Below are 24,166 nucleotides of genomic sequence, written 5' to 3'. Positions count from 1 at the left end.
TCTATTTATGTCTTTCTGATAATAAAATTACTTTGTCTTCACCTTCTGTCTCTTTCCAGCTTACTTTAACCAGCTGAGAGTCCAGACTGTCTACCTGTTGACCAATATAATCAGGTTCAATAGGAACGTGTCTGGAAAACCTTCTGTCGATAAGCACCATGAGTTCTACTTTTGCGGGTCTTCCATAAGCTTGAAGCGCATCCAGCGCAGCGCGAATGGTACGGCCGGTCCAAAGCACGTCATCAATTAAGATTACGTTCTGGTCTTCAATAATAAAGTCTATGGTATTGCTATTGGCCGAAACAATGCCGTCTTTCCTTCTGAAATCGTCTCTGAAGAAAGTAATATCGAGATTACCCTTCTTGATAGAAGAAGTCTGGAGAATTTCGGAAAGTTCTTGTTTAACTCGGTCGGCGAAATAACTGCCTCTTGGCTGTATTCCAATTAGAACAGTATTTGAAAAATCAGTATGATTCTCAATTAGCTGATGACAAAGTCGCTTAATTGTGATCTGGAATTTTTTTCCGTCTAGCAGGGTTCGTTTTTGCATTGACTAAAGGATTAGGCAAATATAGAAAATCGAATTGAAATCTGTAATTGCTTTTTCAATTTAATTGTGAATTGATATGGTTTTGACTGTCGGTTCCATGCTAAAAGCTTAACTTTGAGGATGGAGCGGGCAATAATTTTTTTTGATGGTGTTTGTAATTTGTGTAATGCTTCTGTGCAGTTTGTAATCAAGAGAGATGTTAAAGATCATTTTAGGTTTTCTGCTTTACAGAATGAGTATGCAAAGGCACATTTAAAGGAATTTGAAATCAGCTCTTTAAATTCAAGTACTATCCTTCTGCTTGAAAATGGTAAGCTTTATACCCGTTCTACAGCAGCTTTGAGGATTGCCAGACAACTCAGCGGCTTATGGCCTTTGTGCTATGGACTGATTGTCATTCCTGCTTTTATAAGAGATGTTGTATATAAGACAATATCTAAATATCGTTACAAGATCTGGGGACGATCGGAAACTTGTATGATACCTTCCCCAGAACTCAAAGCGAAATTTTTATAACTACTGATCCAGGTATCTTTTACTATAATTGATATTCATCAAATCATAGCGTTTAAACTGGGTCTTTAAGCGTCGTTGGAAGTCGGTGAAATTTTTGCTTTCCTTTGGGCTCCACAGGACCTCACTCAAGGCATCTAATCTTGGGAAAAGCATGTAGTTTACCTTCGCTGGATTAGTGATGTATTCAGACCATAAGTTACCCTGGCCTCCCCAGACATATTTTCCTTCAGACGGAGAAAGTTCTTTAGCGACAGGCTCATAATTATAAACCACATCCAGCGGTAAATATTTTGCTGCCGTAAGTGAGTCATCCTTAATGAACTGGCTGTGGTTAAAATACATCATGTTTTCCGGCGTCATGATCACCTTATGTTGTTGTTTGGCTGCTGCTATTCCCCCTTTTTCTCCTCTCCAGCTCATTACAATCGCGTTAGGCGCCAGTCCACCATCCAGTATCTCATCCCATCCAATAATGTTTTTCCCTTTGCTGTTTACAAATTTTTCTATTCGGTGTATGATATAACTCTGCAGTGCACTTTCGTCTTTCAATTTATTGTCTTTCATAATTTTCTGCGAAAGTGCAGATTGTTTCCACCAGATCTTTGAGCCCTCATCTCCTCCAATATGAATATAGGGAGAGGGGAAAAGCTGCATGACTTCTGTAAGCACATCTTCCAGGAAGCTAAAGGTTTGTTCGGTGGGCTGCAGTACATTATTGAATTTGTTAAAGATTCCCCAGGTCTGGGCCACTTCGTACTTTTTAGATGGTTCAGTTCCAAGTTCAGGATAGGCTGCGAGAACGGCCATGCTGTGCGCTGGCATTTCGATTTCAGGTATAATGGTGATGTAACGTTCCTGGGCATATTTGATGACCTCTTTGATCTGCTCCTGGGTATAAAAACCACCATATCTGATATGATCATTTCCGGTTCCAGGATACAAGCCGATAATAGATCCATCCCGCCAGGCACCCACTTCAGTAAGACGTGGATATTTTTTGATTTCAATCCTCCAGCCATGATCGTCGGTCAAGTGCCAGTGGAAGTAATTCATTTTATGCAGGGCGAGGTAATCTATATACTGCTTTACAAAGGTCACGTCAAAAAAGTGTCGGCTGACATCAAGGTGCATACCTCTGTAGCTGAATCTCGGGTAATCCACAATTTCTACAGCTGAAATGGAGAGTGTGTTTTCTGCGGTAAGCGGCAGTAGCTGGATCAGTGTTTGCACACCATAAAAAATGCCTTCATCGGTTGAGGCGGAAATGGTAATACCATCTTTTAGTACAGATAAAGTATATTGATCCTGATTCGGACTAACACTTGCCGTTCTGATCAGACTGATCACATTGGTCTTGTTTTCGTTAACTGAGTACGGTATTGTAGCAGGGGAGATATGATAATATTTTTGAAGAAAGCCGGTTAAATAAGCCGATGATTTATTCAGTGCAGTATCACTGATTAAAATGGTCGTGCCGCTGGTTAAAGAAAAGTTGTTTTCCAGAGTGCCTGCTTTTAAGCTTACGGGTTGAGGGATCAGGTTTGGAAGTTGCGCCTGGCTGGCCTGATATAAGAACAGGCTGAGTATAAAAGTATAGAGGATCTTCATGATAAATTTAGTTTGATTCCCCAAAATAGCAAAAAAAAAGCATCCCGGTTAGGGGATGCTTTTTATAATATAAGCTTTAAAGATTATTTAGCTTTGTTTTTGCTTTCTTCACCTTCCATTTGCTCTTTTAATTGAGCAAGTACACCTAAATCGCCTAATGTTGATTTCTCAACAGAATCTTTAACTTTTTTCACTGCACTGCTAGATGCTTTAGCTTCTTTTTTCTTAGTCGCTCTTTCTTCTGCAACAGCTTCAGCTTTAGCCTCTTCCCAGATACGGGCGTGAGAAACAACGATACGTTTAGCATCTTTGTTAAACTCAATGATTTTGAAATCATTAGTTTCTTCAGCTTTGATTACAGAACCATCTTCTTTAGCCATATGTTTTGTAGGTACGAAACCTTCAACACCATAAGGTAAAGCAATAACAGCACCTTTATCAGTTACTTTAACAACAGTTCCCTGGTGGATTGAATCCATCGTGAAGATAGTTTCGAAAGTATCCCAAGGGTTTTCTTCTAATTGTTTGTGACCTAAGCTTAATTTGCGGCTTTCTACGTCTAATTCAAGAACAACAACATCTAATGTATCACCAACTTTAGTGAATTCGTTAGGGTGGTTTACTTTTTTAGACCATGAAAGATCAGAGATGTGGATTAATCCATCAATTCCTTCTTCAATTTCAACAAATACACCGAAGTTAGTCATGTTTTTAACAACTGCAGTATGTTTGCTTCCGATAGGATATCTCTCTGCAACATTTTGCCAAGGATCTTGAGTTAATTGTTTAATACCCAAGCTCATTTTACGCTCGTCTCTGTCTAAAGTTAAAACTTCAGCTTCGATTTCATCACCAACTTTCAGGAATTCCTGAGGGCTGCGTAAGTTTTGAGACCATGACATTTCTGACACGTGGATCAAACCTTCTACTCCTGGGATGATTTCTAAGAAAGCACCGTAATCAGCTACAGTAACAATTTTACCTTTAACTTTAGAACCAACAGCTAAGTTAGCATCTAAAGATTCCCAAGGGTGAGGAGTCAATTGTTTTAAACCTAAAGCAATACGTTTTTTCTCATCATCGAAGTCAAGAACAACAACATTGATTTTCTCGTCTAAGCTCAATACTTCTTTTGGATGCTCTATGCGGCCCCAAGAAATATCAGTAATGTGTAGTAAACCGTCAACACCACCTAAGTCAATGAATACACCGAAGTCAGTAATGTTTTTAACAGTTCCTTCCAATACCTGACCTTTTTCAAGTTTAGAAACGATTTCAACTTTTTGGCTTTCTAAGTCGTCTTCGATTAAGATTTTATGAGATACAACTACGTTTTTAAACTCGTGGTTGATCTTAACAACTTTGAATTCCATTGTTTTACCCACGTATACATCGTAATCGCGGATAGGTTTAATGTCAATTTGAGAACCAGGTAAGAAAGCTTCAACACCCATGATGTCAACGATAAGACCACCTTTAGTACGGCTTTTAACAAATCCGTTGATGATTCTGTCGTTTTCAAGAGCCTCATTGATAGACTCCCATGATCTTTGGGTTTTAGCTCTTTTACGAGATAAGATTAACTGGCCATTTGCATCTTCAGGTGCTTCAACGAAAACGTCAACTTTGTCGCCAATTTTAAGGTCCGGTGTATCACGGAACTCAGAAGTAGACACAAGACCGTCAGATTTAAATCCTACGTTCAATACTACATCTTTATTGTTGATAGACACAACAATACCGCTGATGATTTCACCTTGGTTGATTTGATTGAAAGTATCGGTGTACATATCCTCGAACTTTTTACGGTCCTCGTCAGAATATTTTCCGAAAACTTTGTCGTCTGCATCCCAATCAAAGTCTTGATCTGGGGTAGCTAATGATGATTTGATCTGCTCGATCGACACTGAATCAGCTTCTGACTCAATGGTTTCTTTCTCAGTCAGACGTGCGTCTGCACCTTGCAATTCGGCTTTTTTAGCCTCTAGTTCTTTTTCTGCTACTTGTTTTTTTGCCATTAAAAATTTAATCTCCTTTTCCCGTTAGGGACTGCAAAGATACAAAATAATCTATTATTGAAAATTATTTTTTTATAAATGTTGTTGATTTTGAACTGCTTGTATGTATTTTATATCGCAAATCTCGCTCACCACTGCCCAAAATCATAGTAGAATGTATTGTATCCTGCCGATCTGCTCAAATACGGCCAGCCAATCTTTAACCCCGATGAGCGAAAATTAATGCGAAAAATTGGGAAAAGAGGGGGGAGAATCTTAAATTGGAGGCAACTAAATATTAAGAATAAAGAGATCAGTTATGGCTAAGACGCACGAATATCAAACGAACCTTGTTTGGACAGGTAATAAAGGATCAGGAACGATGGACTACCGTTCTTATGACAGAAGCTATGTGATTTCTATTGAACATAAAAATGACATTTATGGCTCGTCAGACTCTGCATTTATGGGAGACAGGACCAAGCACAATCCCGAAGACCTGCTGGTTTCATCATTATCTTCCTGTCATATGCTCTGGTACCTCCACCTATGTTCCCAGAATGATATCATTGTATTGGACTATAAGGATAACGCAGTTGGAAAGATGACCGAGAATGCGGACGGTAGCGGGTATTTTACTGAAGTGATCTTAAATCCGGTAGTGACCATCACCGATGAAGGCGCTGTCTCAAAAGCAAATGCTTTACATGAGCAGGCCAATAAAATGTGTTTCATTGCAAATTCCTGTAATTTCCCAATCCGGCACGAGCCAACCTGTGTGGTGGAAAAAAATTAAATGAGCGACCGTATAAAAAAGCAAAGCCGCCCGGATGGGGCGGCTTTGCTTTTTTATTGTTTATTCCACTAGATTCTGCCTTTAGTATCTTGTGCAGATATTCAATAACTGAGATCTAAGCTAAATTTTTAAATAGTTTATATCACACATAATTATAACTTAGTATTTTGCTTAACTTTTACAAGCCCAACTATTCTGAGAACATAAAAATGCTACCCTACAAAGAACTAAAAGATCAGGAACTCGTTGCCCTGCTAAAGGAGGGAGACAAGGGAGCATATACAGAAATATACAATCGATATAAAAGCCTGCTTCAGGGGCATATTTATAAAAAACTGGGCGATTTTGAAGAAGTTAAAGATGTCTTACAGGAGCTTTTTACAAAACTTTGGACAAAACGAACTGAAATCCCTTTAACACAAGATCTTGCGGCTTATTTATATACCTCTGCAAGAAATAAGGTATTTAATATCCTATCCCATAAACAAGTGGAATCCAGATATGTTCAGTCGCTTCAGCATTTTATCAACGAAGACAACTATATTACAGATCTGCTGATAAGAGAAAGAGAATTTGCCTTGATCATACAAAAAGAAATTGACGATTTACCTGAAAAAATGAGGGAAGTATTCATCCTCAGCAGAAATTCAAGCCTTTCACATAAGGAAATAGCGGAACAACTTCATCTATCGCCTCAAACAGTTTCAAAGCAGATCAGTAACGCTTTAAAAATTCTTAAAGTGAAACTGGGGATGTTTTTTTATTTTTTATAATACTGATAATCTGTTTGTTACAGTTTTTATTCTGTTTGTTTAATTTCCATCTACCTGTAAGCCTACCCCTTAGCTGTCTTAGCTTTTATATAAGGGAAATACCATGCAGGAAGACATTCAGAACCTACTAAAAAAATACCTTTCAGGGAATTGCAGCGAAGAACAGAGGGCTTTACTAGAGAGCTGGTATATGAAGTATGAGCAAGCCGAACGACCTGAAGTTACTGCAGAAGCCAAAGAAAAACAACTGGATGAAGTATGGCAATTCCTAAATGAGCAGCATCTTTCTCCCCCTCAGTTAACAAAGCATGTTTTATGGCGGATTGTAGCTGCAGCTGCAGTATTACTTATCGTATTAGGTGTTGGTGTTTATAAATATAAAGCAACCTCACAAATGTCCGAAACTAAACTTTTGGCTAGAACTAAGCCTATTATTCCAGGCCGGAACAAAGCTGTTCTGACCCTGTCTGATGGTGAAAATATTATATTGGACGAAGCTGCTGATGGTCGTATCGCTGATCAATCGGGAGTTACCATTACAAAAACCCAACAAGGAGAAATTATCTATGCTGTAAACAACCACCCAACCAGCAAAGCAGTCAATCAAATCTCTACTCCAAAAGGAGGACAATATCAGATTCAGTTGCCAGATGGAACCAAAGTATGGTTAAATTCTGCCTCTTCTTTGCGTTATCCGGCAAGTTTTTCCGGACCGGAAAGAAAGGTAGAACTTTCTGGAGAGGCCTATTTCGAGGTTACCAAGAATAAAAATATGCCCTTTAAAGTGCGTACAAAAAAACAGGAAATCACCGTATTAGGAACCCATTTTAATATCAACGGCTATGAAGACGAAGAAAGTATAAAAACGACCTTACTGGAAGGAAGTGTGAAGGTAAAGATAATGGGGTCTGAAAGTTCAGCGCTGTTGAAACCGGGAGAGCAGTCTGTTTATGAAAAGAACGGTCTAAACGTAGTCAATGCGGATCTTGATGAAGTTATTGCCTGGAAAAACGGATATTTCTTATTTCAGGATGAAGATATCCATGCCGTTATGAGAAAAGTTGCCCGCTGGTACGACATAGAGGTGGTGTACCAGGGCAATCTGAGCCGGAAGCATATAGGAGGATCGGTATCCAAATCAAAAAGCCTGAATGATGTTTTGATGATACTAAGAGCAACCGATGAGCTTAATTTTAAAATAGAAGGAAGGAGGATTACAGTTATGCCTTAATGCTACAAAGGCCTGTAATTAAAAAGACCAGAGGCGTTTGAGCCGCCTCTGATCAATATTGGGTTACAGGCAATCCATTTTCTATCGAGAGAAGTAAATTATCCATTAACCAGGAAGGGTAGCGGCATGTAGATGCTGTGTCCCAACCAAATCAACCCAAACTAACCAAATGTATGAAATTTTAACTCTTAATTTCTACGGTCATTGCCGTATGAAACGTAAAATTCTGTTGACCATGAAACTTACAGTGATACTGCTGTTATCATTTACTTTCCAGGTGGTGGCAAATGGCTTTGCCCAAAATAGAATTACAATGACTGAGAAAAATGTTTCCCTTAAAAAAGTATTAAAGGAAATCAGCAGGCAAAGTGGTTACGACCTCGTTTTTGTCTCCGATGCTTTGCAATATGCTAAACCAGTCACCATCCAAGTTAAAGAAGTGAGCCTGGAACAGGCACTAGAACTGAGTTTCAGGAATCAGCCTTTAATTGTCTATGACATCAAAGGTAAGGCTGTGATTGTGAAAGACAAGAAGATCAGTGCCGATAAATCAAATCCCATGTTGGTCCTCCCAGTCGATATTAAAGGAAAAGTTCTGGATGAAACAGGACAAGGAATTCCGGGGGCAAGTATTAAAGTTAAAGGGAGCCCGAAAGGAACAATTACAGACCCCAACGGGCAATTTAGTTTGACTGGAATTGATGAAAATGCAATTCTGCTGGTGTCCTATGTAGGCTATGTGAGCAAAGAAGTTAAAATTACAGGAAAGGGGCCATTGACTATTAGTTTAACCGCAGAGTCCGGTCAACTGAATGAAGTGGTTGTAGTGGGCTATGGCACCCAAAAGAAAATAAACCTCACCGGATCTGTATCTGTGGTAAAGGGAGAAGATCTGGAGAACAGGCCTGTTACGAATGCCACCCAAAGCTTACAGGGTGTTGCACCAGGTTTAAATGTATCTGTTGGCGGTAATACCAAGCCGGGGCAAAGCTTCAACTTAAATATACGGGGGGCAGGAAACCTCAATGGGGGCGACAGTCCCTTTGTACTCGTAGATGGCCTGGCGATGTCCTTATCAGATGTCAATCCAAATGACATCGAATCCATTTCGATACTGAAAGATGCAGCAGCGTCTGCAATATATGGCGCAAGAGCCCCTTATGGTGTTATCCTGGTTACTACAAAAAAAGGAACAGCAGATAAAACCACGTTATCCTATTCCAACAATATAGGATTCACCTCTCCGGTAAAATTGCCGGAAATGGCCAATTCTTATGAATTTGCAAAATATTTTAATGCAGCAACATCCAATGCCACCGGAAGCAAACAATATTCTGATGATAAACTGGCCTTACTCCAGCAATATGTGAATAACCCTGCAGGAATGAATATTTTTCCCGAGGTAACAGATAACTACTATTCCAATTGGGAAAACTCTGCAAATGGTGTGGCCAATACCAATTGGTTTGATTTCCATTATAAGCCTTATGCCATGCGTCAATCGCACAATCTGAGCACGAGCGGCGGTAACAAAAATACCCAATATTTTATATCGGGGGCTTACTATAAAGAAGGCGGAAGTTTACGCTATGCAGATATTGACTATAAACGTTATAACCTGAATGCCAGTATCAGTTCCCAACTCAACAGCTGGATCAAGTTGAAACTAAACACCAAATTCACACAGTCTGATTACGTCTCTCCATTTTCCGGTTTCGAATCGCTGTTTTTTCACAACCTGGCCAGGATGCGGCCAAATGTTGCACCTTATGACCTCAATGGTAACTTTTCAGAAATGTCTATGGTGCCCTACCTGCAATCAGGCTCAAAAGATGAAACCAAGAGTTACACACTGGCCATTTTACCCGGACTGGAACTGGAACCCGTAAAAAACTGGAAGATCATGGCAGATTTTAACCTTCTGCGGACCAATACCAATGAGGATATTTTGAAATTGCCCGGCCTGATCTATGGTATAGATGGAACACCTAAATATGTCAACAGGTCAGAGTATGGTATTCCAATTCTTGGCGGTTATACGAGAAATATGAATGCAACCAATTATTTTTCGCCAAACGTGTACACATCTTACAGCTATGTTTTAAATCATGACCATACTTTCAATGCAATGTTTGGTTTTCAGCAGGAGCTCAATGAGTACAGCGCTCTTTCTTCTTCTACTCAGGATTTAATCAGTGCCTCCCGTCCCGGACTTTCTCTTGCCACCGGTAGTCAAACGACCTTGGAAAACAGAACGCACTGGGGAACCAGAGGGTTTTTTGGACGACTGAACTACAACTATAAAAACAAATATTTAGTAGAAGTAAACGGCCGGTACGATGGCTCCTCCCGCTTTGCAGCCGATAGCCGCTGGGGATTTTTCCCTTCCGTGTCTTTAGGGTATAACCTGGCAGGCGAAAAATTTATGGAAGGCATAAAAGATCAGATTAGTTTATTGAAGATCAGAGGATCTTACGGGCTTTTAGGCAATCAATCTGGCGCCGGATTATATTCTTATGCCCAGACTATGAATATCACCATTCCAGGTCCTTCTGGAGCAGGAGGTCAATGGTATTTCCAAAATGGGAGAGAAGGTTATATTGCTGCACCCGCACCCTTCAACCCAGGGGTTACCTGGGAAAAAGTCCAGATGGCAAATTTAGGTCTGGACTTCGAAGTATTAAAAAGTCATTTAACCGGAAGTATTGATGTTTTTCAGAGAAATACCCGCGATATGCTTGGCCCTTCACTGGACATCGCGGATATGTATGGAGGTATACCGCCATTAAGCAACAATGCAAATTTAAGAACCAACGGATGGGAATTGTCTTTAACCTGGAAAGATCAACTGGAAAATGGAATCCGGTACTCCATAGGAGCCATGTTGTCTGACAACAAATCTGTTGTGACCAAATACCAAAATCCAACAAACAGCAATCCGTCAAACACCTGGTATGAAGGTAAAAATGTTGGAGAAATTTGGGGATATCGTACTTCAGGATTGATTCAGAACGCAGATCAGGCAGCCGCATTTAATAAAATGAACCATTCTTATCTGTCCTCTTCAGCCTGGGTGCCTGGCGACGTGAACTATAGAGATTTAAATGGAGACAACAAGATCGATATCGGAAATAATGTGCTCGGCAACATGGGTGATCTAAGCATTATAGGAAATACTACTCCAAGATACGCTTATTCTTTTAACGGCGCGGTAGAGTGGAAAGGTTTCTCCGTATCGTTTCTTTTCCAGGGCATAGGAAAAATGAATTATGCCCCTAAGCCAGGCGACGTCTATTTTTGGGGAGCTGGCGCATTGGCCCAGGTTACCGTATTTAACCAGCATCTGGATTATTGGACCCCCCAAAATCCAGGAGCCTATTATCCGAATCCATATGCAGCTCCCGCAGGATCAATCAGTACTTATATCAATAAAACACAGCAGGTGTCAGACCAGTATTTGCAGAATGCAGCTTATCTGAGGCTTAAAAATGCGACGATAAATTATGCTTTGCCATCCTCTTTGATTAAAAAGATCAGGCTTTCCAAAGTGAATATTTTCGTCACCGGAGAAAATTTATTCACAATAACCAAGCTGGCTAAAATGCTGGATCCAGAAACAGTAGCCGCTGCAGTTGACCCAGGGAAAAGCTATGCTCAAAACGTTACCGCAGGAGGAGAGCCGGGAAAGATCTATCCCCTTAGTAAAGTCTATTCTATAGGAGTTAATGTTGGATTTTAAATGATGATGAAAATGAAAGTAAATACCATAAAAATAGTTGCCCTCATAGGCATTGCTCTTGGATTATCTGCTTGTAAAAAGAACTTCCTGGACCTTCAGCCCCTGGATTCCTTAAGCACCACCAACAGCCTTTCTTCAACAAATGAATTGAAGATGTACGTGAACCAATTTTATCAGAATGCATTTCCAGGCCAACCCACAGTGGTCGGAGGGAGTGGAATAGCATTTAACGATGCTGGTACAGATAATATGATCTTTTCTTCCTTGAATGCTCGTACCAGTGGCTTATCTTCTCTGAGTGATACCACATCGATTAGAGAGTACAGAACAATAAGATCAATTAACTACTTTTTTGAAAATTATACACATGCAACTGGGCAGGCTTCTGAGATCAATAAATACGTTGGGGAAGCCCGTTTTTTCCGGGCTTATATCTATTTTAATATGATCAGAAAATATGGCGGTGTTACCTGGGTAAATAAAGTACTTCCCGCCGACCAGGAAGTTATGGCTGTCAAGCGGGATTCCAGAACTTTAGTTGTAGACTCTATACTCGCCGACCTGGATAAAGCCATAGACCTCTTGCCTGTTGCGTCCAATAGTTCGTCCATGAGGGTTCATAAAGATGTTGCCCTGGCCTTCAAATCCAGGGTAGCTTTGTATGAAGGATCCTGGGAAAAATACCACAAAGCAAAGAATGATGCCTTTTTTGCAAAGGACATCACTGACGATAAAATAAAGACTTATTATGAGAAGTCAAGAGATGCCGCAGCCGCAGTGATCAACAGTTCCCGCTGGTCGGTATATTCAACAGGAAAACCCCTACAGGATTATGGAAACCTATTTATTACCACAGATCTTTCTGCCAATTCTGAAGTCTTGCTGTGGAAGAAATACAATACCAACGACAATATAGGGCATAGCATTAGCAAATATACCTCAACCGATGGCGCAGACATGGGGCTTACCTTATCATTGGTGGATGACTATCTGACCAGGGACGGACGTCCTTTTACCGGCAACGAGCGGAAGCAGGCGCAAGCTGTTTACGGCAGGGAACTTAGTCCGGACCTCAGAGATCCGAGATTAAGCCAAACTGTCGCTATGCCAGGGCAACCCTTAAAACCAGGTGTAAATGTGCCAGCTTACCCACCTATTAATCAAACTGGGTTCAACAGAAGTACCACAGGTTTTCCCTTGTATAAATTCCTCGAATACAACAACGCATCGGCTGTTTCCGACGATTTCAAAAGTATGGCCCCTGCAATTGCTTTCAGGTACGCCGAGGTTTTGCTAAATTATGCTGAGGCCGTAGCCGAACTTGGAGGTGATCCGGTGGTTATTGCCAATGCCTTAAATCCACTCCGATTAAGAGCAGGCATGCCCTTGGTCGATGTCAACAAAGAATACAATACAGATCCCACTTATCCATTCTATTCTTTAAGCCCGGTTATTCAATGTGTAAGAAGAGAAAGAAGAGTGGAGCTGGCAGCGGAAGGAATGCGATTGGACGATATTCTGCGTTGGGCTGCGGCCGATGTCCTGCTGGCTGGAAAGCGGCCGCTAGGGGCGCTTTTTGTTGGCAGTGATATGGCAAGCCAAAACACGAGTGCCGGCTTTTATGGATCCTCTTTGTTGTACTATGATACAGCTCCTTCGGGAAAATCAGTAAATCTATACCTCACTGGAGCTCAGGGTGACGCATTACGATATATTGACCCCTATAAGAACTTATTGCCAGGTGGCTATGGCTTTAACCTTGGAAGAGATTATTTAGTTCCGATTCAACAAAGAATGCTTCAACTGACAGGCGGAAACTGGAGCCAAAATCCAGGATGGTAACACAAACTAAATTGTATAAAGAAATGCGTATCAATAAAAATAACTTACGGCTCTTTTCACTCATGTTCTGTTTTTTGGTCTTGATTTCCTGTAAAAAACAGGATTTACCAGCTAAACCGGAAGCATCAGCCTTTTCAGCAGTGCTGGAAAGTAATTCGGTTGTTCCTGCTGCAGGAGGAACAGTGAACATTTTGATCAGCACCCAAACAGATGGTTGGTGGATCAGTAATCTATCTGCCAATTGGGCAACAGTTAACCGGACCTATGGTTCCGGAAATTTTAAATTGCCTGTAACTGTAAAAGCAAATACATCCGGTGTCAAAAGAAATGTAAATTTACAAGTCAATCCCACCTTCAATCTTCCGGTGGTGAACCTTACTATTAACCAGGACAATTAAAACAGATGAAGAAATTATTTGCATTACTATTACTTTTCTGCGGGTTTGAAACCTACGCCCAGCAGGAAAAGCCCAACGTGGTCATCATCATCTCTGATGACCACGCTTACCAGGCCATCAGTGCATATGGGAGTAAGTTGATGTCGACGCCAGGTATTGACCGGATTGCCAAAGAGGGTGTTCGTTTTGACAAAGGCTATGTAACCAATTCCATTTGCGGACCTAGCCGGGCAGTAATCCTTACCGGAAAGTACAGCCACAAAAATGGCTTCAAAGACAATGAACACTCCCGTTTTGACGGAAGCCAGGACTCCTTTATCAAACAACTTGGAAAAGGAGGGTACCAGACCGCCTGGATAGGAAAATGGCATTTGGAAAGTGAGCCGCAGGGCTTTAGTTACTGGCAGGTATTGCCCGATCAGGGGCAGTACTATAATCCTGATTTTATCATGCAGGATGGAAGCCGGAAAAGAGTGGAGGGATATGTTTCCAATGTGATTGAAGATGCTGCTGAAAACTGGCTGGACAAACGGGATCCATCCAAACCTTTCTGCCTGGTGATCGGGCACAAAGCAACGCACCGCGTTTGGTTACCGGATACTGCCGATATGGGGATGTTCGACAAGACGACTTTTCCTTTGCCTCATAATTTTTATGACGATTACCAGGGCAGGGAAGCGGCTAAAGTACAAGACATGAGCATTGCCAAAACCATGATCATGGGCTATGACCTGAAAATGTTTGGTTCAGAAGGCGCTGCAGACAAGGATGGCAATATCAAAAGAATGAATGCTGCACAAAGAGCCAAATTCAATCAGTACTACCTGCCTATAGAGGCTGATTTGAAATCAAAGAACCTTTCAGGTAAAGCGCTTACAGAATGGAAGTATCAGCATTATATGCGGGACTATTTAAGTACTGCTGCCTCTCTGGACAGAAATATCGCACGAACTTTGGATTATCTGGATAAACATCATCTGGCCAAAAATACCATCGTCATTTACATGTCTGACCAGGGCTTTTATCTGGGCGAACACGGCTGGTTTGATAAACGGTTTATTTATGAGGAATCTTTCCGGACACCAATGGTCATGCGCTATCCAGGGGTTATAAAGCCGGGTAGCGTATCCAATGATTTTGTGATGAACTTAGATATTGCACCTACCATTCTGGACGCTGCGGGGGTTACTATACCTGGAGATATACAAGGCAAATCCATGCTGCCCGTATTGAAGGATAAAAAAATCAAGGGCCGTGAATACTTGTATTACCACTACTATGAAAATGGGGAACATTCGGTTTCTCCTCATTTCGGTATCAGGAATAAAAGATACAAACTCATACGCTTCTATAAAAGAGTGGAGTCATGGGAGCTTTATGATCTGATGAAAGATCCGAATGAGGTCCATAATGTATATGGCGAGAAGGACTATCAAAAGATTGTGGATCAGATGAAAAAGGAGCTCAACAAACAAATTGCACAGTATGACGATCAGGATGCAAAAAAAATTGTAGAGAAGGGAATTTAGAGGAAAATTCTGTACAGCTGCTTCAAGACTAACGATATCAGGCGGCTGAAGAAGCCGCAGATCTCTGAGGTCTTTCTGCAGCGTACGAGAATTTTCCTTAGCAAATTGCAGAGAGAGGGTGGTGACCGGGCATGGTGTAGAAGAGATCGGGTAAGTTGCCAGAGAGAAGTGGGTAGGCAGAGGTTATGGAATGGCCCTTAATTCCTGTGGTCCTGGTTTGTAGTCCGGCCGGAGTAAGTCCGGTGTGAGTCCAGAGTAAGTCCGGGTTTTTCCATAAAAACCCGGACTTACTCTGGTCTAACCTGGGGGTAAGTCGGGAGTTAGTAGAAACCAGGACTGAAGCAAGTTAGTTCCGTTCAGATGCTTAAATGTTTTTGATATCAAACGTTTGTGTGGATTTATCAGGGTTAAAAATATTATGCCTTGAATATTCTCCTTTAATTTAAGGTAAATGAAACCTGAATGCATGAAATCATGCACAAATATGTCTTAAACCAAACAAGAACGATTACATGAACAAGTCAAAATTTTTAAGTTTGATGGTTTTGACCCTGGGGCCAGCAATCCTCAGGGCGCAAAATCTGCCATCTGAACTTCAGACTCCAGAAGTAGTATCCGTAAACCGTATGCCTATGCGAGCGGAAGCTTACGCCTTTGAGAGCAAGGCGCTCGCGGAGAAAAGGGAAAAAGAAAAGTCTGCCTACTTTATGTCTTTAAACGGATCCTGGAAATTCAATTGGGTACAGGACCCTTCCAAACGCCCGCTTGATTTTTATAAAACCGATTATAACGACGCCAGCTGGAAAGATTTCAAGGTACCGGCCAATTGGGAAACCAATGGTTATGGTTTGCCAATTTATGTGAACCAACCTTATGAATTTACAGGTCAAAGAAAAAGAGGGGCACGGTTAAACCCACCTTTTGATATTCCTGAAAATAACAACCCGGTAGGATCCTATCGTAAAAAAATTACCATTCCTTCAAACTGGGATGGCCGGCAGGTGTTCATTCACCTTGGTGCAGTTAAATCGGCTTTTTATATCTGGGTTAATGGTAAGAAAGTGGGTTATAGTGAGGATAGTAAACTCGCTGCTGAATTTGACATCACCAAATATGTGAAGCCTGGAGAAAATCTTGTAGCCCTGGAGGTTTACCGCTGGAGCGACGGCAGTTACCTGGAATGCCAGGATATGTGGCGGATTTCAGGGATAGAGAGGGATGTATACCTCTATTCTACACCTAAATTGAATGTGAATGATTTTAGAGTGAACTCTACCCTTGATCCAAGCTACACCAATGGTTTGCTGGATGTGGAGGTAAAAGTAAACGATTACCGGATGGACCAAAATACCTTCCACAGCAGAGCCGATGTTTTTTCTGTTGAACTGGAGTTGGCGGATGCGAATGGCACTTCACTTTGGAAAGATGCTTCGCCGGCCAAAGAAGTGTTGGGTAATTATCACACTGAAGTTCGTTTTAAGAAAGAAATACCTGGTGTAAAGGCTTGGTCTGCAGAGATTCCTTATCTGTATACCTTGTATATCACCTTAAAAAACAATAAGAATGAAGTGCTGGAGGTCGTTCCGCAAAAGGTAGGCTTTAGAAGCATTGAAATTAAAGGAAGTGACTTTTTAGTCAACGGTAAACGCATCTTTCTAAAAGGAGTGAACAGGCATGAGCACAATGCTACACAAGGACATACGCTTACCCATGCGGATATGCGCAAGGATATGGAAATGATGAAAAAGCTCAATGTGAATGCAGTTAGGCATTCTCACTATCCGCCGGATCCTTATTGGATGGAGCTTTGTAATGAATATGGATTGTATGTTATAGACGAGGCGAATATCGAGTCGCACGGAAGAGGCTATGACCTTGCTTATACTTTTGCAAACGATAAGCAATGGCGTAATGCGCATTTTGAACGGATTACCCGCATGTATCAACGGGATAAAAACAATCCTTCTGTTGTTACCTGGTCTTTAGGAAATGAAGCTGGAAACGGAATCAATATGTACGAGGCTTACGAATGGCTTAAAAAGACCGACGCAACCCGACCCGTACAGTACGAACGCGCAGAGGAAGACTTTAATACAGACATGATTGTTCCTCAATATCCAGATCCTCAAGGGTTGGTTGAATATTCAAACAGTAAAGAAACCCGGCCCTTGATCATGAGTGAATTTGCCCATATTATGGGAAATAGCCTGGGGAATTATGATGAATACTGGGAGGCCATTGAAAATCACCCTAAACTTCAGGGAGGCTTTATCTGGGAGTGGATAGACCAGGGGATTGATACCGTGAAAAATGGCAAAAGAATATTGGCTTATGGAGGAGACTTTCCCCTTGAAGGGCCGGTAGATCAGAATTTCAGTGATAACAATTTTTGTGTAAAGGGTGTTGTCACGGCACACCGCGAACTGACCCCAATGGCTGTGCAGGTAAAAAAGACCAACCAGTTCATCAAAACCAAATATTTAGGCGACGATAAGATCAGCATCAACAACAGCTACTTTTTCAGAAATATCAGTAATGTCCAACTCAACTGGGAGATCACTGAAAATGGCCGGATAACAGAAAAGGGAAGCATTTCCAGTCTGGATATTGCACCACGTCAAAGTCTTACACTTTCTCTTCCTGTCAAAACAAAGAAACAAGCCGGTAAAGAGTACTTTCTAAACGTACATTACGTGTTTAAGCAAGCGGAACCCTTTCTGGAAAAAGGATATGAAATTGCCTATGATCAGTTCGCCCTTCAAACAGCCGAATCGTCTTCTTTAGTTTCTGTACCCTCTAAAAGTATGCTACAGCTTGACCAGACTGAATCGGTCTATACCCTTAAGGGTAAGAACTTTCAGGTGGTGTTTGACAGAACGGACGGATTGCTGAAAAACTATATTTACAAAGGAGATCTCTTATTGGAAAATGGCCCTGAACCCGCGTTTTGGCGCGCGCCAACTGATAATGATATTGGTGCCGGATTCAATAAAAATCTGCGTAAATGGCGTACCGCTTATAAGGAAGGCAAGTTGTTGTCTGCACAGGCTGTTTTAAATAGCGACGGAAGTTATACGGTAAGTTTTAAAAAGGAACTTATGGGAGGTGACGCGATTCAGGAACAGCAGATCACTGTTTATGGAGATGGCACATTAAAAACAGACTTGCATTTTAAAGCCGTTAAAGGGAAATATCCGCTTTTATTAAGAGCAGGAACAAATCTGGAACTGGATAAACAATACAGCAACATTAGCTTTTATGGCAGAGGGCCGTGGGAAAACTATGCAGACAGGAAAAGCGCTTCTTTAATCGGTCTGTACAACCAAAAACTCAAAGACCAGTACTTCCCTTATGCCCGTCCTCAGGAAAGCGGCAATAAAACAGACGTTAGATGGCTGAGTTTAACCAATGCCAAAGGTAGGGGGATTCAAATTCTACATCAGGATAATTTGTTGAGCGTTTCGGCATTGCCTTATAGCCTTGATGATTTAGACCCTGAGCAAGACAAAAAACAATACCATTCTGGCGAACTGGTGATGAAAGACAAAGCTTATCTCCATATAGATTTAAACCAATCCGGAGTTCAGGGAATTGATAGTTGGGGAGCACAACCCCTAAAGGAATACAGAATTCCTTTTGCAGATTACAATTATAGTTACTGGATCAAACCGATATAGCTATGGTTTAAAAGCATTATTATTTATATCAAAAGATCTATAAATATAGATCTTTTGATATAAATAATAGATTATAAATAGTGCTTAATATAAGCATGCAAACGATTGTGTTGCATCTAAATAGATAGCCAACATGTTATTGTTGGTTTACCGCCTCCAGTACTATTTTGAACCTTTTCAGATAAAAGGTTTTCGTCTTTTCAGACTCGTTTAAAAAGCGTACATATTTTTCTACTCCGGTAAAAGTAGCATAATTGCCTTTTCCCTTAGTTTCATCGACCTTTAAAGTCTGCCAGTTTTTACCATCCGCTGAGGATTGAAAAAGACCGGAAGCTAACAAATCGGGCGACTCCAGGTTAAACTGCAACTGCGTAATCTTTAATTTAGGATCGATACTTATGCCCAGATATTCTCCCTTGTTTAGAGATTTTACCTCTAAAGCAGGAGAAATAGCCACGCTGTTCTCCTCAAAGATCAAGGGCTGATTGCGAAGCTTTTCTGAATTGCTGTAATTTACAGAACGTTCTATAGCCTGCTCAAAAAGGAAAGATGGGGGCATGGTAATGGAACTCGTTTTACTGATTTGTGGTCCCATTAACTTAAAGACATTCTTTACAAAAGGCGTTAATACCAATGAGCCTGTTTTGATGCCCGGTGAACTCACCTTTTTATCCGCTTGTTTCATACTGTCCAGAAGCTGATCTACTTTCAAATAAGAACTTGCTGCTGCGGTATAATTTTTCGCATTCCATTCTTCGAGCATAGACATACTGGCAACACCGGCCTTACCCAGTAATTCAAACTGGTTCAGCCACGGAGAAATTTGTTCTACCAACCGCTTATTTGTGCTCTTGCTTCTAATTTCTGCGGCAACTGGAATTATTCTCGAAAATTCTGCTTTAATCTGAGCCGCCAGATCGGGGCGATAATCCCCCTGTTGAAAGGAAGCAAGAAAAAGATCTATAGCAGGTTTTATCTCTACAGATTCATCCCGGCGATAGCCATGTCCATTGGCTCCTGGATCACTGTTGTGGCTGTTGAACAATCTAAAGGCAGTTGGAGCCTCTGGCATAATATATTGGTTTGCAGCCTCCCATGCCGCCTGTGGGTCATATTTTGCCAAATTCCAGGCATACAGGGCTACACCAAATATGGCCGTTTTAGAGGCTTCTGCTTTATCCATAGGGTTGGATACAAAGCCAGACATGTCTTTCGAAGCCTGGGTATCTAAACCATATGCCGGCCCCATCAGCAAATGGTCACGGGTATAATCACTTACCGGAAAATTCCACCACACATAGGCCGGACGTTTAATTCTGCGGTTTACCCACTCCAAACCTTCCTTGGTGATGTCGGCAACTACTGTATTCCCGGTCCACATTACATGAATAGCCGGATCAAGCTGATCTCCAAGAATATCAAGATAAGATCCTGGCTGAGGGTCTGCCCAGCTTTTATTGTATTCCGTTGGACACATGATCAGTGCCGAAACATCTTTCTTTTTATTGACGAACTCATGCTGCAGATAGTTTAACAGTTCTGCCTGTTTTTCTGCCTTGGTTCCAATACCAGATATATCATCAAAAAATACAGCAAAGGAACGCACACCCAACTGATACATGATTTCAAACTTGTTTACGATTGCCAGACTGTCTTTTAAGTTCCAGTTGATGTCTTGCCCCGGGTGAATGGCCCAAACAAAATCTACTTTATTTTTACCAGCCTCGGTAACCAGTTCTTTAATCTCCTTTGCCTTATCGTCGGGATAAGGCAGGCGCCAGTTGGGGGAAGAGTGATAAGGATCGTCTTTAGGGCCGTAGATATAGGTGTTCAACTTAAGCTTACCGTAGAAACGGAATTGCTCCATACGGTCCTGGTGGCTCCAGGGTTCTCCATAAAATCCTTCCACAGTTCCGCGAAAAGCGATGTCCGGGAAATCATTCACTACACCCTCTGGTAAAGAAATTTTGCCATCTGCCTCTTTATGAACAAGCTGGGAGAGGGTTTGAGCAGCATAAAACAGAGAGCGGTTATCAAATACGGAAATGGTGATTTTAGAGGGTAAAATGTCCAGGTGGTAAGCACCGGACTTTTGTAAAATCGTATCCTTTTTATCGATAGTTGTAATTAAAAGCGGCAAACTTTTTTTAGCGGGCCTGCTATTGTTGAGCGCATGCTCTAATAAAACAATGGCATCCGGATCCGGATTTTTCAAACCGTTCAACTTATAGGTGTGGTTCAGGATAAAGCGTTTGCCTGTAAAAGTCGATTGCTGTGGCTGCGGTAAAATTTTCTCTCCCTGAGCATAGCTTCGTGCCGTTAAACTCAAAAAGAGCAGTGTAGCGATCAGTTTAAATGGTGGTTTCATGTGTTCGTGATGGGTTTTGTGTCATACATAATGACTGATATTTAAATATAGTAGTTTTTCTGCAGGCGGATTAAGTAAAGCTATTTTTTTGTCAATAGATACTAGGAAAGGATTTTTTTATATTTTTACGCAATCGTTTTCGTAGATCATCTTATAAGTTCGTTTTTAATCAAATAAATGAGCTTGGAACGTGAAATGAACCAAATAGACAATTAAAGGAAATGAATTTGTTCTGTGAAGCAAGATATTTTTAAGCTAACGAAACAAGTCATCTGGAAAAGCTTGATTTTAGGTTCTATAGGCTTTGGTTCGCAAACGTTTGCGTTGAGTTAAGAAGATCTGGAAAGCTATTATTTAATAATTTTCATCTGTTTCAGCGGTAGATTTTTGCCGATGGACCGGGACATACGGAACAGATCATACAAATATTAGAATATGATACGAAAAGTAAATTTGCAAAAAGAACTCATCAAGGATGTCGACGAATTTTCTGTGTTAACCAGGAACGCACTGATCAATGCTGGAATCGTGAAGGTACCAGATCTATCCTTCCTGCATCCTAAAGACTTAAATGTAATTAAAGGTATTGGTGCTCAGGGCAGGAAAACGGTCCTTGATTTTTGTGCCCGAAAATCCATCGTTTTTAATACAGTGAGTTACCTGATTAAAGGTAAAAACTGGAGATAAATATTAAATACGCACTATTCCTTCATTTGGCGGAGAGATTTTTTTATAGGGATGGTTCAAAAACTGAAGAACCATATCATACCAGTCTTTGCTACCAACACCATGCCCTCTGTTGATAAACAAAAAACTTTGTCCGTTGGGCATATAATGGTTTATTCTTTGAATATAGATAGGCCGGCAATTCGGATCCATCTCGCCATCACCAAGCAAAATTGGCTTTAGAGAATAGTAAGGCTCTTTGGTCGTCGCTTTAACTGGGGGAACTTTCCAGCAATCACACATAGGCTTAATCACATCATTAATGCGGTAGCCCGTTAAATAAGGGTATATGCTATAGATCTGCTGTATCACTTCCTCGCTGTGATAGGTACTTTGATCTGCACAATAGGCTGAAATTCGCATGCCATCCGGGGCCTGGTTTTTTTGGAATAGATTATCAAGAAAGGTCTGAATATACACCTGATGGTGCCCTCTGATCATCTCGGTTAGCATAAAAGGGACCTCTTTTCTCTTCATGTTGTTAGACATGGCATTCATAATTTCTGCCAGCAACTCGTTTTTTGTGTAAGCTATCTTAACAGAATCGGTTGTTCCTTTTTCAAGATAAGACTGATAAAATATTTTATTGGCGATACCATTAAAGTAATCCAGAAACCGATGTTTAAGATTCCCATATAATTGTCTGTCTGTAGAATCCCGCTCTACATGACTAAATAATACATTCAGGGCCTCGTTAAAATTAACAGGTTCATCTTCATCAATAGGTGTGAAAATTGGCAATGGAGAATCCAGGACGAGCGACCTGATCCGTGTTGGGTCTTTCTTTAATACAGCAGTCATAAGGCCGCCACTATAGGAAGCACCATATAAATTGACAGAATCAATTTTAAGAACGGTCAGTAAATCATGGATGTCGCTAATCGTTTCATCGGTATTGTATCCGGAAAGGTCAATTCCTTTGGCCTCGAGAGTCTGTTTATATTTTTTCAGGCCAACCAGGACCATACTGTCCTTATTGAGGTTTTTGCGGTAGGACTCTTTAATGGCAAGATCTAGGTCAAATGCCCTTAAATGAGGTACAGCATAGCGTGTGCCGCGTTGCTCAAAAGCGATACAATCACGATCTTTGATGATTTCACTTTTTGTTGCACCAATAGCCCAGGATAAAGAGCTCCCTCCCGGGCCGCCAGCCGTAAATAATAAGGGATCTTTTCTTTTATCAGGGTTCTTGCTCTCCACCACAATAAAAGGGAGTTTGATCATTCGGGATGATTTCTTTGACCTGTTTTCCGGAACAATAAGGTAACCGCATCTGGTTTTAAAACTGCTGTCTATCTTCTCAAAGGGCGTGGAAAAGGATAATTTAAGCGAAGCAGGCGCGGTCTTCACAAAATTGCTGTCCATCAGAAACCGGCAATTGCAAGATTCTATCTTCGGTACATATCTTTTCTGGGCAATAGTATGACCGGCCAGGCAATACAGGAGCAAATGTAGGATAAAGAGTTTTTTCATAACCATTTAGCCATTAGACGTTAAGTTATAAAAATAGTTGCATCACGATTGCTTATTTTGATAGACTCTTGAGAAATATCAGAAACCTATTGATCAAGCCACCGGTTTTCTTGCTTTACGATAAGCCGATGGACTTGCTCCCTTATACTTCTTAAAAATTCTGTTCAAATGGCTTTCATCTGTAAAATTGAATTCTCTTGCAATTTCACCAATACGAAATTCACTATGCAACAGCCTGTTTTCAATCAGCTTTAATTTATACCGAGTCACATAGTCCTGCAGCGTCTCATTGGCATGCTTTTTAAAATAGCGACCCAGATAGGATTCTGAAATCCCAAACGATGCGCCGAGATGTTCGGCTGTGAGTTTTTCCGGCGTATAAATATTACTCTGTATATATTCCAAAATATCAAGTGCCTTTTCTTCCGATTGCTCATTAATTTTTTCGGGTAGAGATTTTGCGATATTTCTGGCCACAACTACAATTAATGTGTTCACCAACTGACGGATGAGTTCTTTATTGTACAGGTCCCGGTTAACGTATTCCCGTATAATTGCATTGATCATCGGTTCTACCAATGTTTTATCTACCTGATTTTTGAGTATGCAGCCAGGCTGATGATTGGCATGCTGCAATATAAACTCCAGCTTCTGGATATGGTCTTGAGGCAAGACATTGTTCCTGATATAAATATTGTTAAACCGGATGAACAAAAACTGGGTAGTTTCTTCAATGTCGAAAGAATGGCAGTCGTCTGGTGTGATCAGAAACATATGCCCTTTGTGATAAGAAAATTTATTTTTATTAATACATTGTTGTCCGGTACCCGAAACAATATAAACCAATTCAAAGAAAGTATGTTCATGAGCCTTTTTAGGGCATTCATTCAATTCTTTAAAAACAATCTCAAAGGGTTCATATAAACTTTCCTTATGCATGGTG

16 protein-coding genes are annotated in these 24,166 nt (G+C 40.9%); 10 read left to right on the top strand and 6 right to left on the bottom strand.

What is annotated here, in order from left to right:
* Position 1: 1 nt before the first annotated feature.
* Positions 2-550, bottom strand: coding sequence for a bifunctional pyr operon transcriptional regulator/uracil phosphoribosyltransferase PyrR (pyrR, locus tag R2S08_RS07515; protein ID WP_133784560.1), 549 nt, complete (start codon positions 548-550; stop codon positions 2-4).
* Positions 551-670: 120 nt separating this feature from the next.
* Between pyrR and R2S08_RS07510 the strand changes: the two genes are divergently transcribed.
* Positions 671-1,066 (top strand): thiol-disulfide oxidoreductase DCC family protein, encoded by a 396-nt coding sequence (locus R2S08_RS07510; RefSeq protein WP_316834581.1) that lies wholly within the window; start codon positions 671-673, stop codon positions 1,064-1,066.
* Here R2S08_RS07510 and R2S08_RS07505 read toward each other — a convergent pair whose 3' ends face one another.
* Both R2S08_RS07505 and rpsA read right to left on the bottom strand, forming a co-directional pair.
* A complete protein-coding gene (locus R2S08_RS07505; protein WP_316834580.1) occupies positions 1,067-2,674 on the bottom strand; it encodes a beta-N-acetylhexosaminidase in 1,608 nt (535 codons plus the stop codon).
* Positions 2,675-2,757: 83 nt separating this feature from the next.
* A complete protein-coding gene (rpsA, locus tag R2S08_RS07500; RefSeq protein ID WP_133784566.1) occupies positions 2,758-4,692 on the bottom strand; it encodes a 30S ribosomal protein S1 in 1,935 nt (644 codons plus the stop codon).
* A gap of 298 nt (positions 4,693-4,990) precedes the next feature.
* Between rpsA and R2S08_RS07495 the strand changes: the two genes are divergently transcribed.
* The 8 genes from R2S08_RS07495 to R2S08_RS07460 all read left to right on the top strand — a co-directional run bounded on the left by R2S08_RS07495 (position 4,991) and on the right by R2S08_RS07460 (position 18,656).
* The gene (locus R2S08_RS07495) at positions 4,991-5,467 is read left to right on the top strand and encodes an OsmC family protein (RefSeq protein ID WP_133784568.1); all 477 of its coding nucleotides are present in this window, start codon (positions 4,991-4,993) and stop codon (positions 5,465-5,467) included.
* Positions 5,468-5,676: 209 nt separating this feature from the next.
* On the top strand, positions 5,677-6,240 hold the full coding sequence (locus tag R2S08_RS07490) for an RNA polymerase sigma-70 factor (protein WP_316834579.1): 564 nt from the start codon (positions 5,677-5,679) through the stop codon (positions 6,238-6,240).
* Between the two features lie 103 nt (positions 6,241-6,343).
* Positions 6,344-7,471: a FecR family protein gene (locus R2S08_RS07485; protein WP_316834578.1), complete on the top strand. Its 1,128-nt coding sequence runs from the start codon at positions 6,344-6,346 to the stop codon at positions 7,469-7,471.
* A 235-nt stretch (positions 7,472-7,706) separates the two neighbouring features.
* A complete protein-coding gene (locus tag R2S08_RS07480; protein ID WP_316834577.1) occupies positions 7,707-11,210 on the top strand; it encodes a TonB-dependent receptor in 3,504 nt (1,167 codons plus the stop codon).
* Between the two features lie 12 nt (positions 11,211-11,222).
* Positions 11,223-13,052 carry a RagB/SusD family nutrient uptake outer membrane protein gene (locus R2S08_RS07475; RefSeq protein ID WP_316834576.1) on the top strand — a complete coding sequence of 610 codons (1,830 nt, stop codon included), beginning with the start codon at positions 11,223-11,225 and terminating at the stop codon, positions 13,050-13,052.
* A 23-nt stretch (positions 13,053-13,075) separates the two neighbouring features.
* Positions 13,076-13,450: a BACON domain-containing protein gene (locus tag R2S08_RS07470; protein WP_316834575.1), complete on the top strand. Its 375-nt coding sequence runs from the start codon at positions 13,076-13,078 to the stop codon at positions 13,448-13,450.
* A gap of 5 nt (positions 13,451-13,455) precedes the next feature.
* Positions 13,456-14,979, top strand: coding sequence for a sulfatase (locus tag R2S08_RS07465; protein ID WP_316834574.1), 1,524 nt, complete (start codon positions 13,456-13,458; stop codon positions 14,977-14,979).
* Between the two features lie 512 nt (positions 14,980-15,491).
* Positions 15,492-18,656, top strand: a complete 3,165-nt coding sequence (locus R2S08_RS07460) for a glycoside hydrolase family 2 TIM barrel-domain containing protein (protein ID WP_316834573.1) — start codon at positions 15,492-15,494, stop codon at positions 18,654-18,656.
* A 136-nt stretch (positions 18,657-18,792) separates the two neighbouring features.
* Here the strand turns inward: R2S08_RS07460 and R2S08_RS07455 are convergent, their stop codons facing one another.
* A complete protein-coding gene (locus R2S08_RS07455) occupies positions 18,793-21,024 on the bottom strand; it encodes a beta-N-acetylglucosaminidase domain-containing protein (RefSeq protein WP_316834572.1) in 2,232 nt (743 codons plus the stop codon).
* A 435-nt stretch (positions 21,025-21,459) separates the two neighbouring features.
* Here R2S08_RS07455 and R2S08_RS07450 point away from each other — a divergent pair, with 435 nt between their 5' ends.
* Positions 21,460-21,711 carry a hypothetical protein gene (locus tag R2S08_RS07450; protein WP_108553869.1) on the top strand — a complete coding sequence of 84 codons (252 nt, stop codon included), beginning with the start codon at positions 21,460-21,462 and terminating at the stop codon, positions 21,709-21,711.
* 3 nt (positions 21,712-21,714) lie between these two features.
* Here R2S08_RS07450 and R2S08_RS07445 read toward each other — a convergent pair whose 3' ends face one another.
* A complete protein-coding gene (locus R2S08_RS07445) occupies positions 21,715-23,223 on the bottom strand; it encodes an alpha/beta fold hydrolase (protein ID WP_316834571.1) in 1,509 nt (502 codons plus the stop codon).
* 93 nt (positions 23,224-23,316) lie between these two features.
* Complete coding sequence (locus R2S08_RS07440) at positions 23,317-24,162, bottom strand: AraC family transcriptional regulator (RefSeq protein WP_316834570.1); 846 nt, start codon at positions 24,160-24,162, stop codon at positions 23,317-23,319.
* Between the last annotated feature and the right edge of the window lie 4 nt (positions 24,163-24,166).

Source organism: Pedobacter nutrimenti (assembly GCF_032678445.1).
Taxonomy (GTDB): domain Bacteria; phylum Bacteroidota; class Bacteroidia; order Sphingobacteriales; family Sphingobacteriaceae; genus Pedobacter; species Pedobacter nutrimenti_A.
This window is presented reverse-complemented; position numbering and strand designations above follow the sequence as displayed.

Bases quoted from the DNA above. Each gene is read 5' to 3' on its own strand.
- pyrR (WP_133784560.1), bottom strand. From the start codon at position 550: ATGCAAAAACGAACCCTGCTAGACGGAAAAAAATTCCAGATCACAATT.
- R2S08_RS07460 (WP_316834573.1), top strand. From the start codon at position 15,492: ATGAACAAGTCAAAATTTTTAAGTTTGATGGTTTTGACCCTGGGGCCA.
- R2S08_RS07455 (WP_316834572.1), bottom strand. From the start codon at position 21,024: ATGAAACCACCATTTAAACTGATCGCTACACTGCTCTTTTTGAGTTTA.
- R2S08_RS07495 (WP_133784568.1), top strand. From the start codon at position 4,991: ATGGCTAAGACGCACGAATATCAAACGAACCTTGTTTGGACAGGTAAT.
- R2S08_RS07490 (WP_316834579.1), top strand. From the start codon at position 5,677: ATGCTACCCTACAAAGAACTAAAAGATCAGGAACTCGTTGCCCTGCTA.
- R2S08_RS07465 (WP_316834574.1), top strand. From the start codon at position 13,456: ATGAAGAAATTATTTGCATTACTATTACTTTTCTGCGGGTTTGAAACC.
- R2S08_RS07475 (WP_316834576.1), top strand. From the start codon at position 11,223: ATGAAAGTAAATACCATAAAAATAGTTGCCCTCATAGGCATTGCTCTT.
- R2S08_RS07510 (WP_316834581.1), top strand. From the start codon at position 671: ATGGAGCGGGCAATAATTTTTTTTGATGGTGTTTGTAATTTGTGTAAT.
- R2S08_RS07450 (WP_108553869.1), top strand. From the start codon at position 21,460: ATGATACGAAAAGTAAATTTGCAAAAAGAACTCATCAAGGATGTCGAC.
- R2S08_RS07485 (WP_316834578.1), top strand. From the start codon at position 6,344: ATGCAGGAAGACATTCAGAACCTACTAAAAAAATACCTTTCAGGGAAT.
- R2S08_RS07445 (WP_316834571.1), bottom strand. From the start codon at position 23,223: ATGAAAAAACTCTTTATCCTACATTTGCTCCTGTATTGCCTGGCCGGT.
- R2S08_RS07480 (WP_316834577.1), top strand. From the start codon at position 7,707: ATGAAACTTACAGTGATACTGCTGTTATCATTTACTTTCCAGGTGGTG.
- R2S08_RS07505 (WP_316834580.1), bottom strand. From the start codon at position 2,674: ATGAAGATCCTCTATACTTTTATACTCAGCCTGTTCTTATATCAGGCC.
- rpsA (WP_133784566.1), bottom strand. From the start codon at position 4,692: ATGGCAAAAAAACAAGTAGCAGAAAAAGAACTAGAGGCTAAAAAAGCC.
- R2S08_RS07470 (WP_316834575.1), top strand. From the start codon at position 13,076: ATGCGTATCAATAAAAATAACTTACGGCTCTTTTCACTCATGTTCTGT.
- R2S08_RS07440 (WP_316834570.1), bottom strand. From the start codon at position 24,162: ATGCATAAGGAAAGTTTATATGAACCCTTTGAGATTGTTTTTAAAGAA.